Origin of the sequence: Pseudoalteromonas rhizosphaerae (assembly GCF_902498845.1) — a bacterium.
Taxonomy (GTDB): Bacteria; Pseudomonadota; Gammaproteobacteria; order Enterobacterales; family Alteromonadaceae; genus Pseudoalteromonas; species Pseudoalteromonas rhizosphaerae.
On the sequence record NZ_CABVLM010000005.1, the window covers coordinates 228093 to 247638 of the forward strand.

Consider the following 19546-nt stretch of genomic DNA (forward strand, 5'->3'; position numbering starts at 1 on the left):
TCCAGAGTTTATATAAATAAGAAATAATTATTATTTCAGACCAATCACTTCGTATTGGCCTTTTACCATAAGCTGTATACCGATAGCGTTATCGGTCTTATTTTTCCAATACCAACCATGTGAGCCAGTGAAAGGCGTTGTATAGCTGCCCTTCATTTCATTACTAGTAGCAATGGTATAGCTTTCAAAGTAGCCAGTTGTGTCTCCTTCAGGCTCACCATGTAGGTCAAAGTACAAAGGCTCACCGTCTGTTAACCACTCATAGGTCATTTTTTCATGTTGCTTCATGAAAAACTTGTATTCAATGCCGCGTCCCGCAGGTACAGTTACTTCAATTGCTTGGAACTCATCACTCCCTTTATTGGCAATTGGATCAGCTACTGATTGTTGTTCATCACCTGCTGTCGCTAAAATAGTTAATCCAAGCTTTTCACCAACACCTGTTGGGTCAATATTATATTCGGCTGGCAATATGAGCGTGACTATAGCGATAGCCGCAACGAAAACTGCTGATACACTCGCTTTAATCAATGTCTTACTACTTACTGTATGTTGCATATATTTCTCTTATCTTTTTAATTTATTAAATGGTGAAATAACCTGTTAATTGCAGTCCCATCAACATAACACCAGCGCTCATTAATGCAGTGTTAGTCAATGTTGAAAAGCGTTGGAATGATGGTAGCTTTCGCCATGCATTTATAACGATCAGGATAATAGCTAGAGCACAAAACTGGCCTAACTCAACCCCCAAATTAAAGGCAATTAAGTTGGTAATAAGACCATCTTCTGGTAATTGGAACTCTTGTAATTTTGTTGCCAAACCAAATCCATGAAACAGTCCAAAAATCAACACAGCCCATTGAGTACTGGGTTGCCAATTAAAACAACGTTTAAAGCCGCCTAAATTATCGAACCCCTTATATATCACCGAGAAACCGATAATTGCGTCAATTAAATAAGCATTAACTTGTATGTCACTCAGCACACCAAATAATAAGGTTGCACTGTGTCCAATAGTAAACATGGTGACGTACAAGAGTACGTCACGGCTGCGATATAAAAAGAAAATCACGCCTACTAGAAATAGCAGGTGATCGTACCCCGTAATCATATGCTTAGCGCCTATGTATAAAAATGGGATAAACTGCACACCTGTATTCTGCTCTAAAAACACTCTAGTTTTATCATCAACACCATGAGCAAAAGCTTCGATGCTAACAAGTGCTAATAGTGTAATAGTCAAATAAGTTAATATTTTAATCATGTTATTTGGCATCTTGTGACTCCAAAACCTCAACGTCAGTCAAAAGTGACTCATTTTCTTTATGTGGCTTATTCTTATGTGCTATGCGATATAAGGCAGGAATAACAAACAAGGTTAATAACGTTGACGAAATTATTCCGCCAATCACCACTGTTGCTAATGGGCGCTGAACTTCTGAGCCAATTCCTGTGTTTAGCGCCATAGGAATGAAACCTAATGACGCAACCAATGCCGTTGTTAATACAGGACGAAGACGAGTCAGCGCACCATCAAATATCGCTTCATCTAGCGATATTCCACCTTTGCGTAACTCTCTGATGAAAGAAACCATAACTAAACCGTTTAAGATCGCGACACCTGATAAGGCTATAAAACCAACCGCAGCCGAGATTGAAAATGGAATATCACGTAATAACAGGGCAGCGATACCCCCTGTAAGTGCTAAAGGGACACCTGTGAATATAATCATTGCATCTTTAAACGAGCTTAAAGCGAGTATCAGTAACCCAATGATCATGATTAATGTGACAGGCACCACGATACTTAGTCGCTTAGATGCAGATTGCAGCTTCTGATAAGTGCCACCGTATTCCACCCAATAACCAGTAGGGATTTCAATGTTTTCGTCAATCACAGATTGAATATCGGAAACAAAACTCCCCAGATCTCTACCTCGAACATTGGCTGTTACTACAATTCTACGTTTTCCGTTTTCACGGTTAATTTGATTAGCACCAGTAACCAATTCAATTTGAACTAACTCTTGTAATGGCACTGAATGTCCGTCAGGCAAAGTAATAGGTAAATAAGCAAGTTCATCAATATTATTACGCTTTGATTCCGCTAGGCGAACTACAATATCGGAACGTATATCTCCTTGATAAAACTTACCAGCAACTGTGCCTCCCATAGCGGTAGCCACTTGAGATTGTACTTGCCCAATGCTAATACCAAGTTGCATCAGTTTTTCACGAATTGGCACGAGGCTAAGCATAGGCAAACCAGTCGTTTGCTCTATTTGTATATCTGCTGCACCATCGACTTGAGTGATAACGGCACCTATTTCATCACCTAGCGTGTTTAACGTCTCGAAATCATCGCCAAATACCTTAATGGCTAGCTCAGCTCGAACTCCTGCCAATAGTTCATTAAAGCGCATTTGTATAGGTTGTAAGAATTCATAGCGGTTGCCCGGAATAACTTCAACAAGAGCAGCTAACTCTTCAACGATTTGTGCTTTGGGTTTATTAGGGTCAGGCCATAACTCACGAGGTTTGAGGATAATAAAATTATCAGCAACACTTGGCGGAACCGCGTCTGTTGCGACATCAGCCGTGCCTATCTTGGTAAAGACACGCTCAACCTCTGGCATTTGCTTAATTTTATCTTCTAAGGATTCTTGAAGCGCGATTGCCTGTGTTAGAGAGGTTCCGGGTATACGCAACGCATGCATGGCAATGTCGCCTTCATCTAAGTTGGGCGCAAATTCACTACCTAACTTAGTAGCTTGATATCCAGATAAACCTACCAATAATGTCGCGACAATGACCACAAACCATCGTGCCTGTAACACCCATTTTAATGCGGGTTTATAAAGTACAACAGCACCACGGATGACAGGACTGTGCTTTTCTTTCACAGGTTTTCTAAATAACAAGGCAATCATTGCTGGTACGAAGGTGACAGACAACACCATTGCACTAAGTAGTGCGATAACTACAGTGATAGCCATCGGGTGGAACATTTTACCTTCAACACCCTCAAGAGCGAAAATTGGCAGATATACTGCGGTGATAATAAACACACCAAATAATGCTGGACGTATTACTTCCTTTGTCGCGTCATAAACTAACTCCATACGCACTTTTAATGGTAATGGAGTGTTACCTGCTTGGCTCAACCTACGAAGACAGTTTTCGACAATAATAATGGCCCCATCAACTAATAAGCCAAAATCCAGCGCACCTAAGCTCATTAGATTCGCACTAACCTTTGTTTGCACCATTCCTGTAACAGTCATTAACATGGCAAAAGGGATCACTAACGCGGTTAAAAATGCAGCTCTGAAATTACCCAATAGTACAAATAGAACGACAATGACTAAAATAGCCCCTTCAGCAAGGTTTAACTGTACAGTTTCTAAGGTTTTATCAACTAATTTGGTGCGATCATAGACAGCCTTTGCAACCATACCTTCTGGAAGCGTGGCATTTATTTCTTTTAGCTTTTCACCAACCGCGAAAGCGACTGTTCGACTGTTCTCACCAATCAGCATGAAGACAGTACTCATGACAACTTCACGACCATTTTGTGTAGCTGCGCCCGTTCTTAACCCTTTACCGTTCTCTATATCAGCCACATCCTTAATATATATAGATGAACCATCAAACGATTTGAGAGGTATATTGCCAATAGCTTCCATATCCGCAACTTGACCGGGTAATCTCAGCAGCCATTGCGCTCCATTTTGTTCTATAAAGCCTGCGCCTTGGTTTTGATTGTTTTGCGCGATAGCATCAACCACATCGGATTGTGAAAGCCCAAAAGCAAGTAGCTTCTCAGGTTTAAAGGCGACCAGTATTTCACGCTCAAAACCACCGATTGGGTTTACTTCTACCACACCGGGAACTCGCATCAATTGCGGTCTAATGGTCCAGTCATGGACGGTTCTCAAATCCATTGGCGTAATGGGCGAACCATCCGAATGAGTAGCTTCAGGTTTAGCATCAACAGTGAACATAAAAATTTCACCGAGACCTGTCGCAATAGGTCCAAGCTGAGGTTCTAAACCCTGCGGTAATTCGGCACGAGCCGCAGACAAACGCTCATTGACAAGCTGACGAGCAAAATAGACATCGGTATCATCACTGAATATTGCCACGACTTGTGAAAGACCATATCGAGAAACTGAACGGGTATAGGTTAACCCCGGTAAACCTGACAATGCCGTTTCTAACGGAAAGGTTACCCTTTGCTCAACTTCTAAAGGCGTAAAACCAGCCGCTTCAGTATTGATCATCACTTGTACATTGGTGATATCAGGTACAGCGTCAATCGGTAACTTCGTAAAATTCCATACACCAAGCCCAGATACTGCCAATACCATTACCATCACAAGGAATTTGCTTTTTATTGAAAAGCGTAAAATTGATTCCAACATTTAAACGCTCCTAGTGGTCATGTGATGCGCCAGACTTTTCAATGTCGGCTTTTAAGATATAGCTATTGTCTGTCACGTATTCCGTTCCCGTTTTCAATCCACCGAGAACTTCAATCCATTCACCTCCAGCTCTGCCTAGCTCCAGCATACGTACTTCGTATTGCTCACCAACTTTTGCGTAGACAACAGTAAAGTCTCTAAAACCTTGTAAGCCAACACGCTTTACAGCCAGTGGCACATCAATGGTTGCAACTTCAATGTCAGCTTTTACGAAGCCGCCTTCGGCAAGGTTACGACCTTCTAATTCGACCCAAACTATTCTTGCCTGATCATCTCTCACGCTAGGTTCAATAAATGACACCTCACCTACAAGGGGGTCCTCATGACCTTCAATGTTTAACGTAACTGGCGTTTCCAGTTTAACCTTGGAATAATCCGAAGGATAAACCGCTAATTTGGCAATATGGCGATTAAAATTGGTAATGGTGAGTAAGGTTTTACCACCCGTTTGCTCACCCGCGTTTGCGAATAACTGGGTAATAACACCGTTAATGGGCGCTTTAATAACGTAGGGCTTAAGACTTTCATTACTTTCTACTGTGAATAGCGTTTGCCCTTTTTTAACAATTTCACCGTAATTGACGTGTAATTTGGTGATTTCACCATCGAAACGGGCAGCAATGTTTCGCTTAGCGTCCACAGGTAAACTTAATTTTCCATAAGCGGGTATGGTTTGATGAATTGTCGCAGGGCCTGCGATTTCAGTGTTGATTTCCATTGCATCGGCAACTGCCTGTTCAATTGTGGTGCGACCCTCGAAGTTGTCATATCGCCAATTGTACTTTTTACCCTGATAAGTTGCTTCAATGGCAACAACAAAAGAGTGAGGCTCATAAATCACCATATCACCGCGAAGAAAGTCACCTTGAGCATTGAAGTTAATATCATCAGTGCCATCGCCTAGGCGAATTAATTTTACGTTTAAATCGACATTCTTTGGGTCGATAGGCTGTCCATCATTTGTCGCCCAAACACGAAACTCTGGTGGCACACCAGTTTCAAAAATAGAGAGTTCAATGGCAAAATCACCATCTCGTAACATGCGCCCACGGTGTGGACCTTTCTCTGGTTCAGCTTGCTCTGCCGCAGGTGTTGATGCTGCAATAGCATTAGGTGCGACGACACCTGCGAATGAGATAATAATCGCCAAGCTTAATGACGACAGAATATTTTTATTTTTCATAAGTTTACTCATGGTTTTACTCGCTATCACTAACGGGCACGCCAGTTAGGCGTTGAATTTCAATATGTTGTAAATGCAAAGATTGATAAGCATCAAGTAACTGATTTTGGGCGCTGAGCAGCTCTCTACGTATATCACTCCACTGGTTGTAGCTCAGCTTACCGATATCAAATGCTTGACCGGCTTCCGTCAACGCGGTTTCTAGTACGGGAATTATTTCTAATTGAATCGTTTCAATGACATGATGGGAATGTGCCATTTCTTGCAATAGCACATAGAGCTGCGCATCGAGTTTCTGCATTAGGGCTTGTTGCTGACTTGCCAGAACATCTTGTTTTGCGCGTAAGGCAGCCATTGTTCCTGCATTTCTATTTTCACTCCCCCAAGGAATAGAGACACCCGCCACTAAACCAAAATCATCGGTCGTTTCATATCGTCTTAATCCCGCAGTGAATTGCCACTGAGGTTTTGCTTCAATACGTGCAAGTTCCATTTGAGACTGGGCGATACGTTGTTCATTAGCGAACTGCTGGATTTGCGGTATTTGCTTAAGCTTGTTTAGCTGGCTTTCTACAGATGGAATTTCCGGCTTAAGCATTAAATTTCCCGTTAACTTAAGCTCTGCCTGAGGCTTACCCCATAAGGATGACAGTTGATAATGGCTGGCTTTTAATTCGTGCTCTAAATCTTCAACAGCTAGATTTCTTCGAACCAACTCAGCTTGAGCCAAGCGCATTTCAACATTAGAACTTTTACCTGCTTTTACTCTTTTGGCAATCGCGTCAACCACTTCCTGTGCCTGAGATACCGCTAATTGATTGAGTTTCAAGCGCTCTTGCTTTATCAAGATTTCAACAAACTGTTTAGCAACAATCGCAGATAAATCGAGGGCTTTTATTTTTTGCTCTACTATTACTGCATTTGCTTGGCTTTTTGCCGCATTAACTCTGCCATCAATTTGATCTTGTTGAAGCAACCAAGAGTATGTGAGCGTTGATTGCATACTTTGTAATGCGCTATGCTCACCTGTCCCTAACGCATCTTCAATCATTAAACCTATTTGAGGACGCTCTCCAATGCCAGCTTGCTCGATATTACCTTGCCACACAGCTTCTTGAGCTATCAAGGCTTTTAGCTCAGGATGACTTTGTAGAGTCATGGTCACAGCCTTGCTTAAATTTATAACCTGATGTGATGACTGTAATTGCTGCTGGATTTGCGCATTAGCCAAAAAGGGAGTTGATGTTACTAAACCAGCCCCCGTTGTTAAAACTAGACCAACAGCCAAAAACCGATTGCCGATCGGTTTTTTCCCGTTGCTTTTATAAAGATTAAATCTCATTCCCTATCCTTAATTAATGGATGAAAAAAGTTTCGATAAAGTGATGAAAACTATCGACAGTGGATGCCGCTAGTAATGGCATGGTTGCCAATAATGCTAGTGCTATGATGATAGTAGAAAGTGACGGTTTAGTTATTGGATTTAATAACCGCTCAACACGAAGACTCGTGTGATCATGTCCGAAGTAGCTAACAGACGCCTGATCGCAATCCGTAGGAAGTGCTTTTTGAAGTCTAGCGACATCAATTAATGTCTGTGCGATATCAAGGTGGTCGTATTCTTTTGTGACCTCATTGTCGGCCATCTTTTCCGTCATTAAGACATATTGCTCGATTAGGGTTTGTTTTATACGTGACGGATAGAAGCTGGCAAGTGCCGCGAAAAGCACTTTAAATAACGGGTCTCTTGCCGTTACATGAGCCAGTTCATGATTAACGATGATATTAAGTTGTTCATCACTAACTTGGGTTTGCAGTCCGGTTGATACATATATCTTGGGAGATATAAAACCTGTAGTAAAGGCAACAGGCACTTTAACAGGCATCAATAAATATTGATTGCCATTAGTCGTCCTAGCATTTTGTGCATCAGTAAAGCTTAGTAAACTCGATAATGCGATGGACTGTTTGGTTCTAGCAAAGGTAGTGTTAGTTACGCGCCAAGCTAAATAGATTAGTGCTAAAAGTAGGGTTAACGCGTGCCAACTTGAAAAGCTAAAAATATCGATATGGTGCCAATGGGCAAAATCTTCGAACCAGCTTATGTTAAAAACTTTATCAAACCCTAACGAGTAAGGCATAAAGTAACTAATACAAGAAAAGGCTATCCACCAAGGTGCACTCACTAGTGACCACAATATAAACTTTTGACTATTAAAACTGACTTGTTTGAGTTTGAACAACACAAAACGAGATACGACAGCAACAGTTGCAATACCGATCACAAATGCAAGCACTGAAACACTGAGCAAATTTAGAACGATTGCCATATCTCCAACTAACATAATTAAGCCAGCTCCTTTCTAAGCTGGCGTTGTTTCTCGATCATTTTTTCTAATGTATCGAGTTGTTCGTCATTAAGCTGTGCCGAAGCAGAACTGAATGCAGCAATTAAGCTATTTTCACCATCATCAACAAAGTCACTGGTTACATTTGAAATAAGTTGAGCAATTAAGCCTTCACGATCTACTCTGGCTGAATAACAATACGCATGGCCTTGTTTAGTGCGTTTAAGTAATTCTTTTTTAAATAACCTATCAAGCGTACTTTGGATAGTATTTAACGAATTACCACGAGCTAACCCCAGTACTTTATGTACTTGCTTTGCATCCGCCTCTTTCACATTCCAGAAATGTTGAAGCACTAACTTTTCTAGTTCACCTAACTGCATAACACTTTACTCTATTTAATTCGTTGGCTATATTGTCACAACAAAAACCGATAGGCAATCGGTTTTTCATTTAAGGACATTATATGGGTTGGCTAATAACTAAGTATTTGATCACCGCTACGGTCATTGTCGCGGCATCGGAGCTAGCAAAACGAAATGATAAACTAGGCGCACTAATAGTGGCCTTACCGACAGTCACAATTTTAGCCATGATTTGGTTATATGTTGAAAAGCAACCGTCAGAGAAAATAGCCAATCATGCTTGGTACACTTTTTGGTATGTACTTCCCACATTGCCCATGTTTTTACTTTTCCCCATGCTGATGCAGCGCTACAGTTTTTGGCTATCGTTACTCATCAGCTCAATAATAACGATAATTTGCTTTTGGCTGTTTTCGTTATTGCTTAAGCAGTTTGGAATAGAATTAATACCCTAAATTAAAAGTAGGGATTTCCCCTAAAACGGTGTAGTAACCAAAACATATACTTTTTTATGACGAATAAATTAAACTCAAAAATTATGTTATAGCTATCGCATACTTATTATTGCCTCTGGAGAATAACTACCATTTCTCATCACTATTAACTCGTCTAGTGTTATCTCAAATAATTTTAAATTACCATCTATCGAATAGCAGTTACCGTTGTGAGTGATAACCTCCATCGTGTTATCAGCAAATCTTTTGCTAACAATTATTGAGGTAACAATTTGCTCATAGGGACGAAATCTAAATGTTTCATCTTCGATTACCTGACCAGCTAACACATCGCCTAAATAAGCCTTATTAGCGCCCATACTGTCAAAAACAGAAACAATACTAACATCGACTAAAAATGTTTTTTCCATCAGCTTATACCGCCTCTTTTACCTTGATCGGTCTAAACCCCACGGAAAAGCGATTACCTTTTAACACAAACCAGTCACTGCTAGCATCAGTGTGTGACATTAAGATTTTCTTTTGCTCAATCTGCATGTCTGTGAGTACTTCGTGATTCGAGAATGACGAACTGATGCGGTGAGTTTCAAAAACCAAAGACTGTTGTTCAATCTTAATAATATATTTCTGAAATTCCTTCGTATTTTTGACCAATAGATTTAACCTTGGTAGTTCTTCATCTACTTTTCTAGCTTTTTCTGAGAGCAACATAAAACCAAATACAAGGTATCGCTTACGTCGTATGTGATAAAACGCTGGGGTCTCACTACCATTTTGTAATACATCACCAAAGGCGCATTTTAAATTGCTCTGAAGCCAATTTTTATGTTTCTCTATTTTGTTTCTTTCAGCTCCTAAAGTAGCCTTATGGAGATTACTATCTTGTTTAAGTCTTCTTGAAAGATATGTATTTAAATTGTCGTAAGATAATTTGCTAAGCGGATATTTTGTCGCTACTAATCTAAATGGTCTTGTATGAACCAACAAATCAGCATAAAGCACTTCTGTAGGATCAGTCAGCGTATTAAAATAAGGTTTCCAGTTTAACTGGAATTCAGCGCCTGTGTTTACAATAAACCGAGATTCATCAAGTAACCCCATTGATTTATAAATCGCTGAGATTATTTGCAATTGTGGCTTTTCTATAAGATTAAGTGACACTATTCTTGCCGACATCACTTCAATTTCTTCATGAAGTTCATCAATCAATTCATCGTCATCAACTTCACCTATGAAAAGATATTTGAGTGAGTCATGTTCAAAAATCCCATGTAGATGATTTTTTGAATACTCTAGTCGCAGGGCTTGTTCAGCAGCCGAGAAATTAGCTAAATTATAAACACATCTCGCGAATAAACCTTCTGCTATTAATTCGGGAATCTCAAGTAACCAAGCAAAAAGCTTAGTCTGATATTGAAGTTTAGTATGCAATTGCTCAAGTGAAATCATTTAGTTCTCCAAACAAAATAACGAACAAACAATGGCCTACCAACACATTGCTTTATTTATTGTTCAAATAACCAAATTTTTACGGATGCTCCGCTTCACTGTTCACGTTTTTCAAGGCGAAAAACATGTGTAGGCGTAGGCTGTCCGTTCAGCCTTCATATTATAATATCGCCAAAAAACAAAATGACAACTTACGTATTTGTACAACTTTAGGTAGATATTTTGAGTTTGAACTCTGAAAAGCTAAGCCCAAACAGGGATACGACCATCTCTTCATTTATATTGGAGCCGGGAAATTTTTTTTCAAAATTTCCAATAATGCTATCTAGGTGGCTAGCTAATATTTTTACTAAAAATATTTCCGAGTTTGGTGAGAGTGCAGACAGTGCTATCAATGGGTTGTCAAAGGATTCAGCTTTTATTTTTACTAGTAAATCGCTGTAACTGTCACAGCCGTAAAGACAAATAGCTAGGGCTTCTTGGGCTTGTCCAAGGGGAATAGTTAATAATTTAGATAATCGTTTTGCCTGCCTTTTTATATTTACTAGCAGGTCTTCTTTATTAAAAGACATCAATACACCAAAAAACGGCAACGCTAGGCCACGCACCTATGTCACTCAGTTTTTGTGAATATTTAATCTTTTAGTTCAGAGTAAATCCATTTCGTCCTGTTTTCGTGGGAACGGGCTTCTCTGAAAAGCCACTGCAAAAAGCAGTGGCTATTGTCGCAATATTATAAGGAAATGTGAATTGTAGTTTGATGCCTACATGTTCTTTTCAGTGAATTCAGCCAAGCTACTACGCTCTACTTCATCAAATATCAATACTGAGCCTTTTTCATAGTTTCTATACACGTTAACAGCCGCGCTAGCACCTGAAGATGCGGGTGTGACAAACTTATCATCAATCTGGGCTAAGTTGCCCAACACGATTGTGCGACAATTTTTGCCACCACGGCTTAACATGCCCTTAATTTGCGCTCTAGTCATGTTTTGAGCTTCATCAATGATTAAAACAGCATCGTCTATTGAACGACCTCGGAAGTAAGCCATACTAGTAAATTCTATATTGGCTTTTTCGATCACATGCTCAACAGTTGCACTAATATTACCTTCATTGTTATCACCTGAATGCATTGATATAAGCGCATCTGTTATACCTGCTAATAACGGCATTGATTTCTCTGTCAGGTCACCGGGTAAAAACCCCGGATCATCGTCCATAAAGTCTCTGGAGCGCACCACAACGATTTTTTTGTACTTTTTTAACTCCAATACTTGATGCAGCGCCGAAGCAACTGCTAAAAAAGTTTTTCCGGAGCCAGCAGGGCCAAGGATGATATTTAAGTCATAATATGGATCTGTTAATTGGCTTAAAGCTACTGCCTGACGCTGATTTTTAGGCAAAATGCCCCATACTTTTTCTTGTTTACGAGGCAATAACTTTGTGAATATCTCAGTATCTGTTACTTCTGAAATTCGCCCAATGTGTCCAGCTTCATCGTACCAATACATGTTTGGCTGAACTTCATCATTAAATAGACTTATTGGGAAAGTATAAACTTCTCCTGAAACCTTGAAGTCTTTGTCTGATTTAATTCGATCAAAAAGATCTCCTTTAAAGGCTTGTACCCCTGTGTATAAAAGATCAATATCTGATATTTGATTATCTACGGCAACGTCTTCTGCCATGACCCCTACGGTTCGAGCTTTCAAGCGCATATTAATGTCACGGCTAACAATTATTACGTCTTTATCTAAGTCCTTCTGAAGATACAGTGCATAGTTAATTATTCTATTGTCAGCGTCACTTCCAATACCGTGCTTTAACTCTTTAGCCATATCGAGCTGGGTATCAATTCCAATAAACAGTCTTCCTCGTTTAGCTGTTTCAGTAGAAGGCAGTGGAATACCAGCTTCCATCTCTTCTGCACTGTGCCCATTTATTATATCTTCAAGCATACGAATACATACACGAGCATCAGCACTAACCGATTTGTTAGTTCTTTCTTTTAAGTTATCTAATTCTTCTAGAACTGTTAGACAGATGTATACGTCTTCACTGTACGCAAGAAGTGACTTTGGATCATGAACTAGTGCCGATGTATCCAATACTCTTGGGTTTTTGTTTTCACTTGGATTATTCATTTTAGTTCTCCTTTGAGAACGATTTTAATTAATTAGCATTTTAGATTTACCTTAGCTTTATTATTTTTGTTTGTGCCTCTTGCAGGTTAAATCCGTTATTTATATTTATTGATGAATGGTTCTATTCTTTAAGTCACACTTAATGACATGTTAGAGAGATTAGATCTTAGCCTGTTATAAATACTCAATTTATTCAGTAAGAATAAGGTCTGTAGATAGGTCTGCACAAATATTGAAAAAAAGCTTGCAGTAATACCTGTTTTTCCGCATCCTGCAGGACCTGTTAAAATAACTAATTCAATACCGGTATCGAGTAACGCATCCATTGCCATGCCTTGATAAATATTTTTTGGCTTTACTCCCCATGCCGACTGATGCATTAAACGCTCAACACCGATATCTTTGAGCATAATATGCTGCTCATCATAAGATTTAACTCGTGCGGCAAACTGACCGCTGTCATCAAGTAAATATTCATTGCAAAACACATCGGGGATCAAACTTTTTGCCACTTTATGAAACGCATCACGACCATGTTGCTCGGTTTCACATTCGCCCACATGCTGCCAAAAATCGCCAGCAATTTTTTTATAACCACTGGAGAGCAAAGCAATATCATCAATCAGCTGATCGGTACGATAATCTTCAACAAATTTAAGCCCTGCGCCTTTGGCCTTTAAACGCATATTAATATCTTTGGTAACTAACACCACTTTGCTATTAGGATGTTGTTTTTGTAGGTGCACGGCACAATTGATAATACGGTGGTCATTTTCGTTGCCAGGTAAACCTGAGATAGAATCGGCAAATAAATGATCATTAACAATAATAAGTGTGCCAGCCGAAGACGCTTTGGCCTTTTTATTACTAGGTAGAGCGACGCCTTTGAGCATTTGTTCTGGTGTGGCATCTTTGAGTACTTCATCCAAGCCACGAATGGCCACACGGGCATCACGGCTAACATCATGCTTACGATCTTTTATATGATCCAGTTCCTCTAAAACTGTCATGGGAATTACAACATCATGTTCTTGGAATGATAAATACGCGAGGGGTTCGTGAAGCAATACATTGGTATCTAGCACATACATTTTACTATCAAGGTTCGAAGCTTTTTCCATAGCACTTTCCTTACGTTTTATGATTTTTATGCTATACCCAACTAATCAAGTAAAACGGGTTGAATGTTCACCCTGAAAAACTTAATTGCTCGGTATATTCTAAGTTTAGCTTAGATGTCATAAAAGTCTGTTTTATGACAAACCTTTTTTTGTTTTGAATTAATCCTTATTGCAGCAACTTTAATAGGAATAATTCACAGTTATTAAATTAATTAAAAGTCAGCTGGTTCGCACCTTGCAGTGGTGTTAGCTAACAGGTAACATAGCCGCCTTTTTCTTCATAGACGAGACATACATGAATTTTTCCTTAGGTCAGCGTTGGATCAGTGATACAGAGTCAGATTTAGGATTAGGCACAGTGGTTGCCCTTGAGGGCCGTCAGGTCAGCATTTTATTTCCCGCCAGTGGCGAAAACCGTGTTTACTCAATGTTAGAAGCACCGGTTACCCGCGTGGCATTTAATCCTGGTGATGTGATCAAAAGCGTTGAAGAATGGGAACTTGAAGTCGAGTCAATTGAACCTATCGGTGATTTACTTTGTTATCACGGCACTCGTATTGATAACGGTGAAAAAGCACAATTAAAAGAAACGTTTTTAGATCACTTCATCAAATTTAATAAACCACAAGATCGCTTATTTGCCGGCCAAGTTGACCGCTTTGATCGCTATACATTGCGCTATCAAACATGGCAACACCAGTTTGAACGCCAACAATCACCTATTAAGGGTTTGATTGGCCAGCGCGCAAGCTTAATTCCGCATCAGCTTTATATTGCACAAGAGGTCGGTAAACGATTTGCTCCTCGAGTGTTATTGTCTGATGAAGTAGGCCTTGGTAAAACCATTGAAGCGGGGATGATTTTACATCAACAAATTATCAGTGGTCGCGCAAGCCGAGTACTCATCGTAGTGCCGGAGAACTTACAGCATCAGTGGTTAGTTGAAATGCTGCGCCGCTTTAATTTACACTTTTCAATTTTTGATGAAGAGCGTTGTGATGAAGCCTTTGCCGACTCACCCAATGTATTCGACACTGAACAGTTAGTACTAACTAGCCTTGAGTTTTTAACCAAGAAAAAACGCTGGTTTGAACAAGCAACAATGGCTGATTGGGATTTACTGATTGTTGATGAAGCGCATCATTTAAGTATTACCAACGGTAAACCAAGCACTGAATATCAACGTATGGCTGAGCTTAGCCAAGATATTCCAGGGCTGATACTATTAACAGCAACACCGGATCAACTTGGTCACCGCAGCCACTTTGCGCGCCTACAGTTACTCGATCCTGATCGCTTTTATGACTACGATGCCTTTGTTGCTGAAGAAAGTAACTATAAGCATGTGGCAGAGGCTGCTAATCAATTATTACAACAGCAAGCCCTTGATGACAACGCCAAAGCCACGCTAATTGAGCTGTTAAAAGAAACCGACATCAGTAAGGTGCTTGAACAAGCGCAAAATGGCGATGCAGCGGCCCGTAAAGAGATTTTGGCGATGTTATTAGATCGCCATGGCACAGGCCGTATTTTGTTTAGAAATAGCCGTAGCGGCATTGACGGCTACCCTAGTCGCAAACTACACGCCTACCCGATGGCGATGCCGAAACAATATAAAACGGCAATTTCAGTATTGGGCAATATGAGCGGCATTAAAAATGCTGAGCTTAGCGCGCAACGCGCCCTATTTCCTGAAAAAATATTCCAAGAGTTTGAAGGCGAAAGCGCTAGCTGGGGACAATTTGATCCTCGAGTAGAATGGTTGATCGACACCCTAAAAACCCTTAAACGCGAAAAAGTCCTGCTTATTTGTGCTAAAGCCGAAACCGCTATCAGCCTTGAGCAAATCCTGCGTGAACGCGAAGCGATTAAAGCCTCAGTGTTCCATGAAGGCATGACAATTATTGAGCGAGATCGCGCCGCTGCATTCTTTGCTGATGAATACGACAATGCACAAATATTATTGTGCTCTGAAATTGGTTCAGAAGGTCGTAACTTCCAATTTGCTCATCACTTAGTGTTATTTGATTTACCACTGAACCCAGATTTACTTGAGCAACGTATTGGTCGCCTTGACCGTATTGGCCAAACTCAAGACATCAACATCCATGTACCGTACTTTGAAAACAGCGCACAAGAAGTATTACTGCGTTGGTATAACGAAGGCTTAGATGCCTTTGAAACCACCTCAAGCACCGGGCAACTTTTGTATAAAGAGTTTAAAGATGAGCTACTTGAGTTTATTGCCGCCCATAACTGTGATGAAGACGAGCTAGAGCCATTACTAGAGCAAGTAGCCGGTCAAAACGCAGTACTGCGTAAACAAATGGAAAGCGGCCGTGACCGTTTGCTTGAGTTACACTCATCAGGCCAAGGTGCAGCAGACTCGCTGGTTGTTGATATTGAAAAACTAGACAACCAATTTGAACTACCAAGTTATATGATCAACGTGTTTGATACCTTTGGCGTTAGCCAAGAAGACAAAGGTGAAAATACTATTATCTTAAAGCCAACTGAGCATATGCTAAATCCGTCATTCCCAAGTTTAAAAGACGACGGCATGACAGTCACATTTGACCGTGACACTGCACTTGCACAAGAAGATGTGCATTTCATCAGCTGGGATCACCCTATGGTGCAAGGCACCTTAGACATGATCTGTGATGATGACTTTGGTACTGCGTCAGTCGCATTACTTAAAAACAAAAAATTACCACCAGGTACCTTTTTTGTTGAGCTAATTTACGTAGCAGCAGCCATGGCACCAAAAGCGCTGCAAGTTGGCCGCTTTTTACCGCCGACGCCGATTCGTATTTTGCTCGACAAAGCCAGCAACAACTTAGCTGATAACGTCGGCTTTGATGGCTTTAATCAGCAGCTTTCTGCGGTAGGCCGTCAAACAGCCAGTAAACTAGCTGGCGCATTACAAAGTGCGATTCACCCAATGCTTAAAACCGCCCAAGAAATGGCGCAAACTAAGTTAGAAGTCATTCGCACTGCGGCGCTTGAGCAAATGCAACAATCGCTCAGTGAAGAGCAGGCGCGTTTAGCGGCGCTGAAACAGATCAACCCTAATATCCGTGAAGAAGAACTTACCTTCTACGATAAGCAACGCACAGAGCTGACAAGTTATATCGGCAAAGCACAGTTGCAGTTAGATGCCATTCGCTTAATTGTGGTATCACATTGATTTGGGAGCTGAGCTTTAAGTTATAAGCGGTAAGTTTTAAGTTTAAAAAAGCGCGGTGTATTAAGTTACAGCGCGCTTTTTTATTACATGTTACGCTGAAAACCCGCGCCTACGAGATATTGCCCATTCGTAGCAGATGTATGGACTCCTCCCCATTAACGGGAGAGTACGGTATAAAGAAATTGCAGAGAATCTTTTACCAAATTAGGAGTCCATACATGGCACATTGTAATTTAGTTGCTATTGATTTAGCAAAAAATACTTTCCAAGCGGCGCAGTTTAAAGGCAACAAACTGATGTCCAATAAATCAGTTAACCGTCAAACGCTGCTTGAGTTATTAGTTAAAGCAAAACCGTCGGTTGTTGCTATGGAGGCATGCGCAAGCGCCCAGCATTTTGCGCGCACTGCGCAGTCCTTTGGTCATGATGTAATACTCCTTGACCCTTTGTTCGTGAAAGCATTTAGACAGGGGCAAAAAACTGATGCGAACGATGCAATCGCAATAGCCGTTGCCAGTCGAGTCCCGGATGTTCGTTCGTGTAAAATTCTTACCATTGAAGAGCAGGCTTTACAGTCACTTAGCAAAGTAAGAGCGTTAGCAGATAAACAAAAAATTCAGTTATCAAACCAAATACGCGGGCTACTCCTTGAGTTTGGTATTGTGATTAACCAAAGTGAGGCCGCATTTAAAGCAGCCATACCCGATATTTTAGAAGATGCAGAAAACACACTGCCGCTAGAACTAAAGCATGCTCTCGCGCTCAGCTATTCACTTTATAAACAGCAGTGTGACAATAAGGTAGAGCTGCAAAAACAAATAGAGCGTATTGCAAAACAAAATGATGGCTGTCAACGCTTAATGGCTCTCGAAGGAGTCGGCCCAATCACGGCTATCGAGCTCCTGTCTTTTTTAGGTAACACGACACAGTTTAACGATGGAAGAAGTGCTGCGGCGTGTGCAGGAGTGACACCATTACAGCATTCGACAGGTGGCAAAGCAAAGATAGGGCGCATACCCAAAAGACGAGGTGGTGCATTAAGACGAAACCTATTTTTAGGCGCTCGCTCAGTAGTGAGTAAATTAAAAAACAGAGAAGCCACGACAGAAAAAGAACGATGGGTAAAAAACCTTCTAATAAGAAAAGGTGTCAAGTGCGCCGCTATTGCATTAGCAAACAAAACAATGCGAACAGCCTACGCCTTACTCAAAAATGGAACGAGTTATGAAGCAAGATTATTAACCGCGTAAAAATAAAAAGTCAGTAAACAAAAGAATTGAACAAGCCAAGATAGAGCATTAAGTGGTGAGACCCACCCTTGAGAGCCTGAAAAATCGCTAGTGTACGAAGATACCGTGTAGCAGATAAGGCACAAGGGCGCGAAAACATCAAAGTGGCCGAGGTAGCGCCTCATTAGAGCCCGTATATAAGCACGCAATCACATCATTTTAATGTAAAAAGGCTTGTGCTATAGGAGGAGTCCATATAAGCGATTTTACATCGCGACAGAAGCAACATAGTTTTATCCAGCATCTAAATTATATATTTGCGCGGGATAAACTAAAACCTACGTCGGCCTGCCTTTATTGCGCTTTCCTAATAAATACGCGTCGCGAAACTTCATAAAATGCTGTTCAAGCTTAGTTGCTGCATCAGACTCCCCTGCCAGTGCTAGCACCATAATGGCCACTTCAGCGGTGCCAAGTTGGTGAGCATGCGGGGCAACCCGTAAGCGATAATCTGACAGTTTTTCTGCAGTGATCGACAGCACGGGTAAATTATCGAGATAAGGGCTTTTGCGGATCATTTTTTTCGCTTCACGCCATGTGCCATCTAAAAAGATAAACAAGGGACGTTTATTAGGCTGGTGTTGTACATCAGTAATAACGCGTGCGGTATCTTCAACATCTGTAGCAGGAAAGATCACCATAGGTTGATATTGCGGGTCATTTAATAAGGCTAATAGTTTATCATCAGGATCAGTCCTGTCCCAACGAAAAGCATGATTATCAGGAATAATTTCAGCAATTAATCGCCCTGTATTAGAGGGTTTAAAACTCTCGTTGTGATACATAAGTAAGCATACCGCCGCCTGACTATCAGCCTGCTCCACACCGTCACAAATACAGTAATATTTTGCGATTAAGCATCGCTCACAGCGATCCATTTTACCGCCACGAGCATTAAACTCACGGCGAGATTCACTAATTTGCTGGGCACGCAAAGTAAGTACTGAATTAGAAGAGCGTTTATTCACGTGGTTTATTACCTAAAATAGTACCTAAATTTGATCGGCGGATATTATAACACATTTGCGCAGGGTAAACCCACGCCTACGTATTGGTAGCAGCGAGTTTACCTCGCGATAAAGCCCATTATTTACCACTGAGGGCACAGAGGCGCTTCGCGCTACACAGAGAAACCAAAGTAAAAATCACTTATTTCTTCTCGGTGGTCAATTAATCACTGAAAGAACTTTAATCTAATTGCGCGGGGTAAACCCGCGCCTACGTATTGGTAGCAGCGAGTTTACCTCGCGACAAGAGCTGTTTCGCGGCTGAATGTTATTCCGAGCTTACATTTTACATCTGCGCGGGGTAAACCCGCGCCTACGTACTGATAGCAACGAGTTTACATCGCGATAAAGCCCATTATTTATAACTGAGGGCACAGAGGCGCTTCGCGCTATACAGAGAAACCAAAGTAAAAAATCACTTATTTCTTCTCTGTGTTCTCGGTGGTGAATTAATCACTGAAATAACTTTAATCTATTTGCGCGGGGTAAACCCACGCCTACAAGG

Annotated in this window: 15 protein-coding genes and 1 pseudogene; 3 read left to right on the forward strand and 13 right to left on the reverse strand. The window is 40.9% G+C overall.

Features of this window, described 5'->3' with window-relative positions; all coding sequences use genetic code 11:
- Window positions 1–30 precede the first annotated feature (30 nt).
- Genes PSR9079_RS09840 through PSR9079_RS09870 form a run of 7 tightly spaced genes read right to left on the reverse strand, consistent with a single transcriptional unit; the run spans window position 31 to window position 8401 of the window.
- Window positions 31–558 carry a hypothetical protein gene (locus PSR9079_RS09840; RefSeq protein WP_149981324.1) on the reverse strand — a complete coding sequence of 176 codons (528 nt, stop codon included), beginning with the start codon at window positions 556–558 and terminating at the stop codon, window positions 31–33.
- Between the two features lie 25 nt (window positions 559–583).
- Window positions 584–1279 (reverse strand): HupE/UreJ family protein, encoded by a 696-nt coding sequence (locus PSR9079_RS09845; RefSeq protein WP_149981325.1) that lies wholly within the window; start codon window positions 1277–1279, stop codon window positions 584–586.
- Entirely contained in the window at window positions 1269–4427 is a 3159-nt protein-coding gene (locus PSR9079_RS09850; RefSeq protein ID WP_149981326.1) for an efflux RND transporter permease subunit, read from the reverse strand. Before PSR9079_RS09850 ends, PSR9079_RS09845 begins: the two co-directional genes overlap by 11 nt.
- A 10-nt stretch (window positions 4428–4437) precedes the next feature.
- Entirely contained in the window at window positions 4438–5670 is a 1233-nt protein-coding gene (locus PSR9079_RS09855) for an efflux RND transporter periplasmic adaptor subunit (RefSeq protein ID WP_149981327.1), read from the reverse strand.
- Window positions 5671–5686: 16 nt separating this feature from the next.
- Window positions 5687–7012 carry a TolC family protein gene (locus PSR9079_RS09860; RefSeq protein ID WP_149981328.1) on the reverse strand — a complete coding sequence of 442 codons (1326 nt, stop codon included), beginning with the start codon at window positions 7010–7012 and terminating at the stop codon, window positions 5687–5689.
- A gap of 13 nt (window positions 7013–7025) precedes the next feature.
- Entirely contained in the window at window positions 7026–8015 is a 990-nt protein-coding gene (locus tag PSR9079_RS09865) for a M56 family metallopeptidase (RefSeq protein ID WP_149981329.1), read from the reverse strand.
- 2 nt (window positions 8016–8017) lie between these two features.
- Window positions 8018–8401: a BlaI/MecI/CopY family transcriptional regulator gene (locus PSR9079_RS09870; protein ID WP_149981330.1), complete on the reverse strand. Its 384-nt coding sequence runs from the start codon at window positions 8399–8401 to the stop codon at window positions 8018–8020.
- 83 nt (window positions 8402–8484) lie between these two features.
- Between PSR9079_RS09870 and PSR9079_RS09875 the strand changes: the two genes are divergently transcribed.
- Window positions 8485–8838 (forward strand): DUF3147 family protein, encoded by a 354-nt coding sequence (locus PSR9079_RS09875; protein ID WP_149981331.1) that lies wholly within the window; start codon window positions 8485–8487, stop codon window positions 8836–8838.
- A 92-nt stretch (window positions 8839–8930) separates the two neighbouring features.
- On the opposite strand, the gene PSR9079_RS09880 is transcribed toward PSR9079_RS09875, so the two are convergent.
- From PSR9079_RS09880 to PSR9079_RS09900, 5 genes and pseudogenes are all read right to left on the reverse strand, one after another.
- A complete protein-coding gene (locus PSR9079_RS09880) occupies window positions 8931–9248 on the reverse strand; it encodes a hypothetical protein (RefSeq protein WP_149981332.1) in 318 nt (105 codons plus the stop codon).
- Between the two features lie 4 nt (window positions 9249–9252).
- Window positions 9253–10287: a hypothetical protein gene (locus tag PSR9079_RS09885; RefSeq protein WP_149981333.1), complete on the reverse strand. Its 1035-nt coding sequence runs from the start codon at window positions 10285–10287 to the stop codon at window positions 9253–9255.
- A 209-nt stretch (window positions 10288–10496) separates the two neighbouring features.
- On the reverse strand, window positions 10497–10859 hold the full coding sequence (locus tag PSR9079_RS09890) for a hypothetical protein (RefSeq protein ID WP_008109624.1): 363 nt from the start codon (window positions 10857–10859) through the stop codon (window positions 10497–10499).
- A gap of 192 nt (window positions 10860–11051) precedes the next feature.
- On the reverse strand, window positions 11052–12434 hold the full coding sequence (locus tag PSR9079_RS09895; RefSeq protein WP_149981334.1) for a PhoH family protein: 1383 nt from the start codon (window positions 12432–12434) through the stop codon (window positions 11052–11054).
- A gap of 257 nt (window positions 12435–12691) precedes the next feature.
- Window positions 12692–13555 (reverse strand): annotated as a pseudogene (locus PSR9079_RS09900) (PIN domain-containing protein); the annotation flags it as partial.
- Window positions 13556–13850: 295 nt separating this feature from the next.
- Between PSR9079_RS09900 and rapA the strand changes: the two are divergent.
- Window positions 13851–16745, forward strand: a complete 2895-nt coding sequence (gene rapA / locus PSR9079_RS09905; protein ID WP_149981336.1) for an RNA polymerase-associated protein RapA — start codon at window positions 13851–13853, stop codon at window positions 16743–16745.
- Between the two features lie 218 nt (window positions 16746–16963).
- Window positions 16964–17995 (forward strand): IS110 family RNA-guided transposase, encoded by a 1032-nt coding sequence (locus PSR9079_RS09910; RefSeq protein WP_179959167.1) that lies wholly within the window; start codon window positions 16964–16966, stop codon window positions 17993–17995.
- A gap of 317 nt (window positions 17996–18312) precedes the next feature.
- On the opposite strand, the gene PSR9079_RS09915 is transcribed toward PSR9079_RS09910, so the two are convergent.
- Entirely contained in the window at window positions 18313–19002 is a 690-nt protein-coding gene (locus PSR9079_RS09915) for a tRNA-uridine aminocarboxypropyltransferase (RefSeq protein ID WP_149981338.1), read from the reverse strand.
- Window positions 19003–19546: the final 544 nt, after the last annotated feature.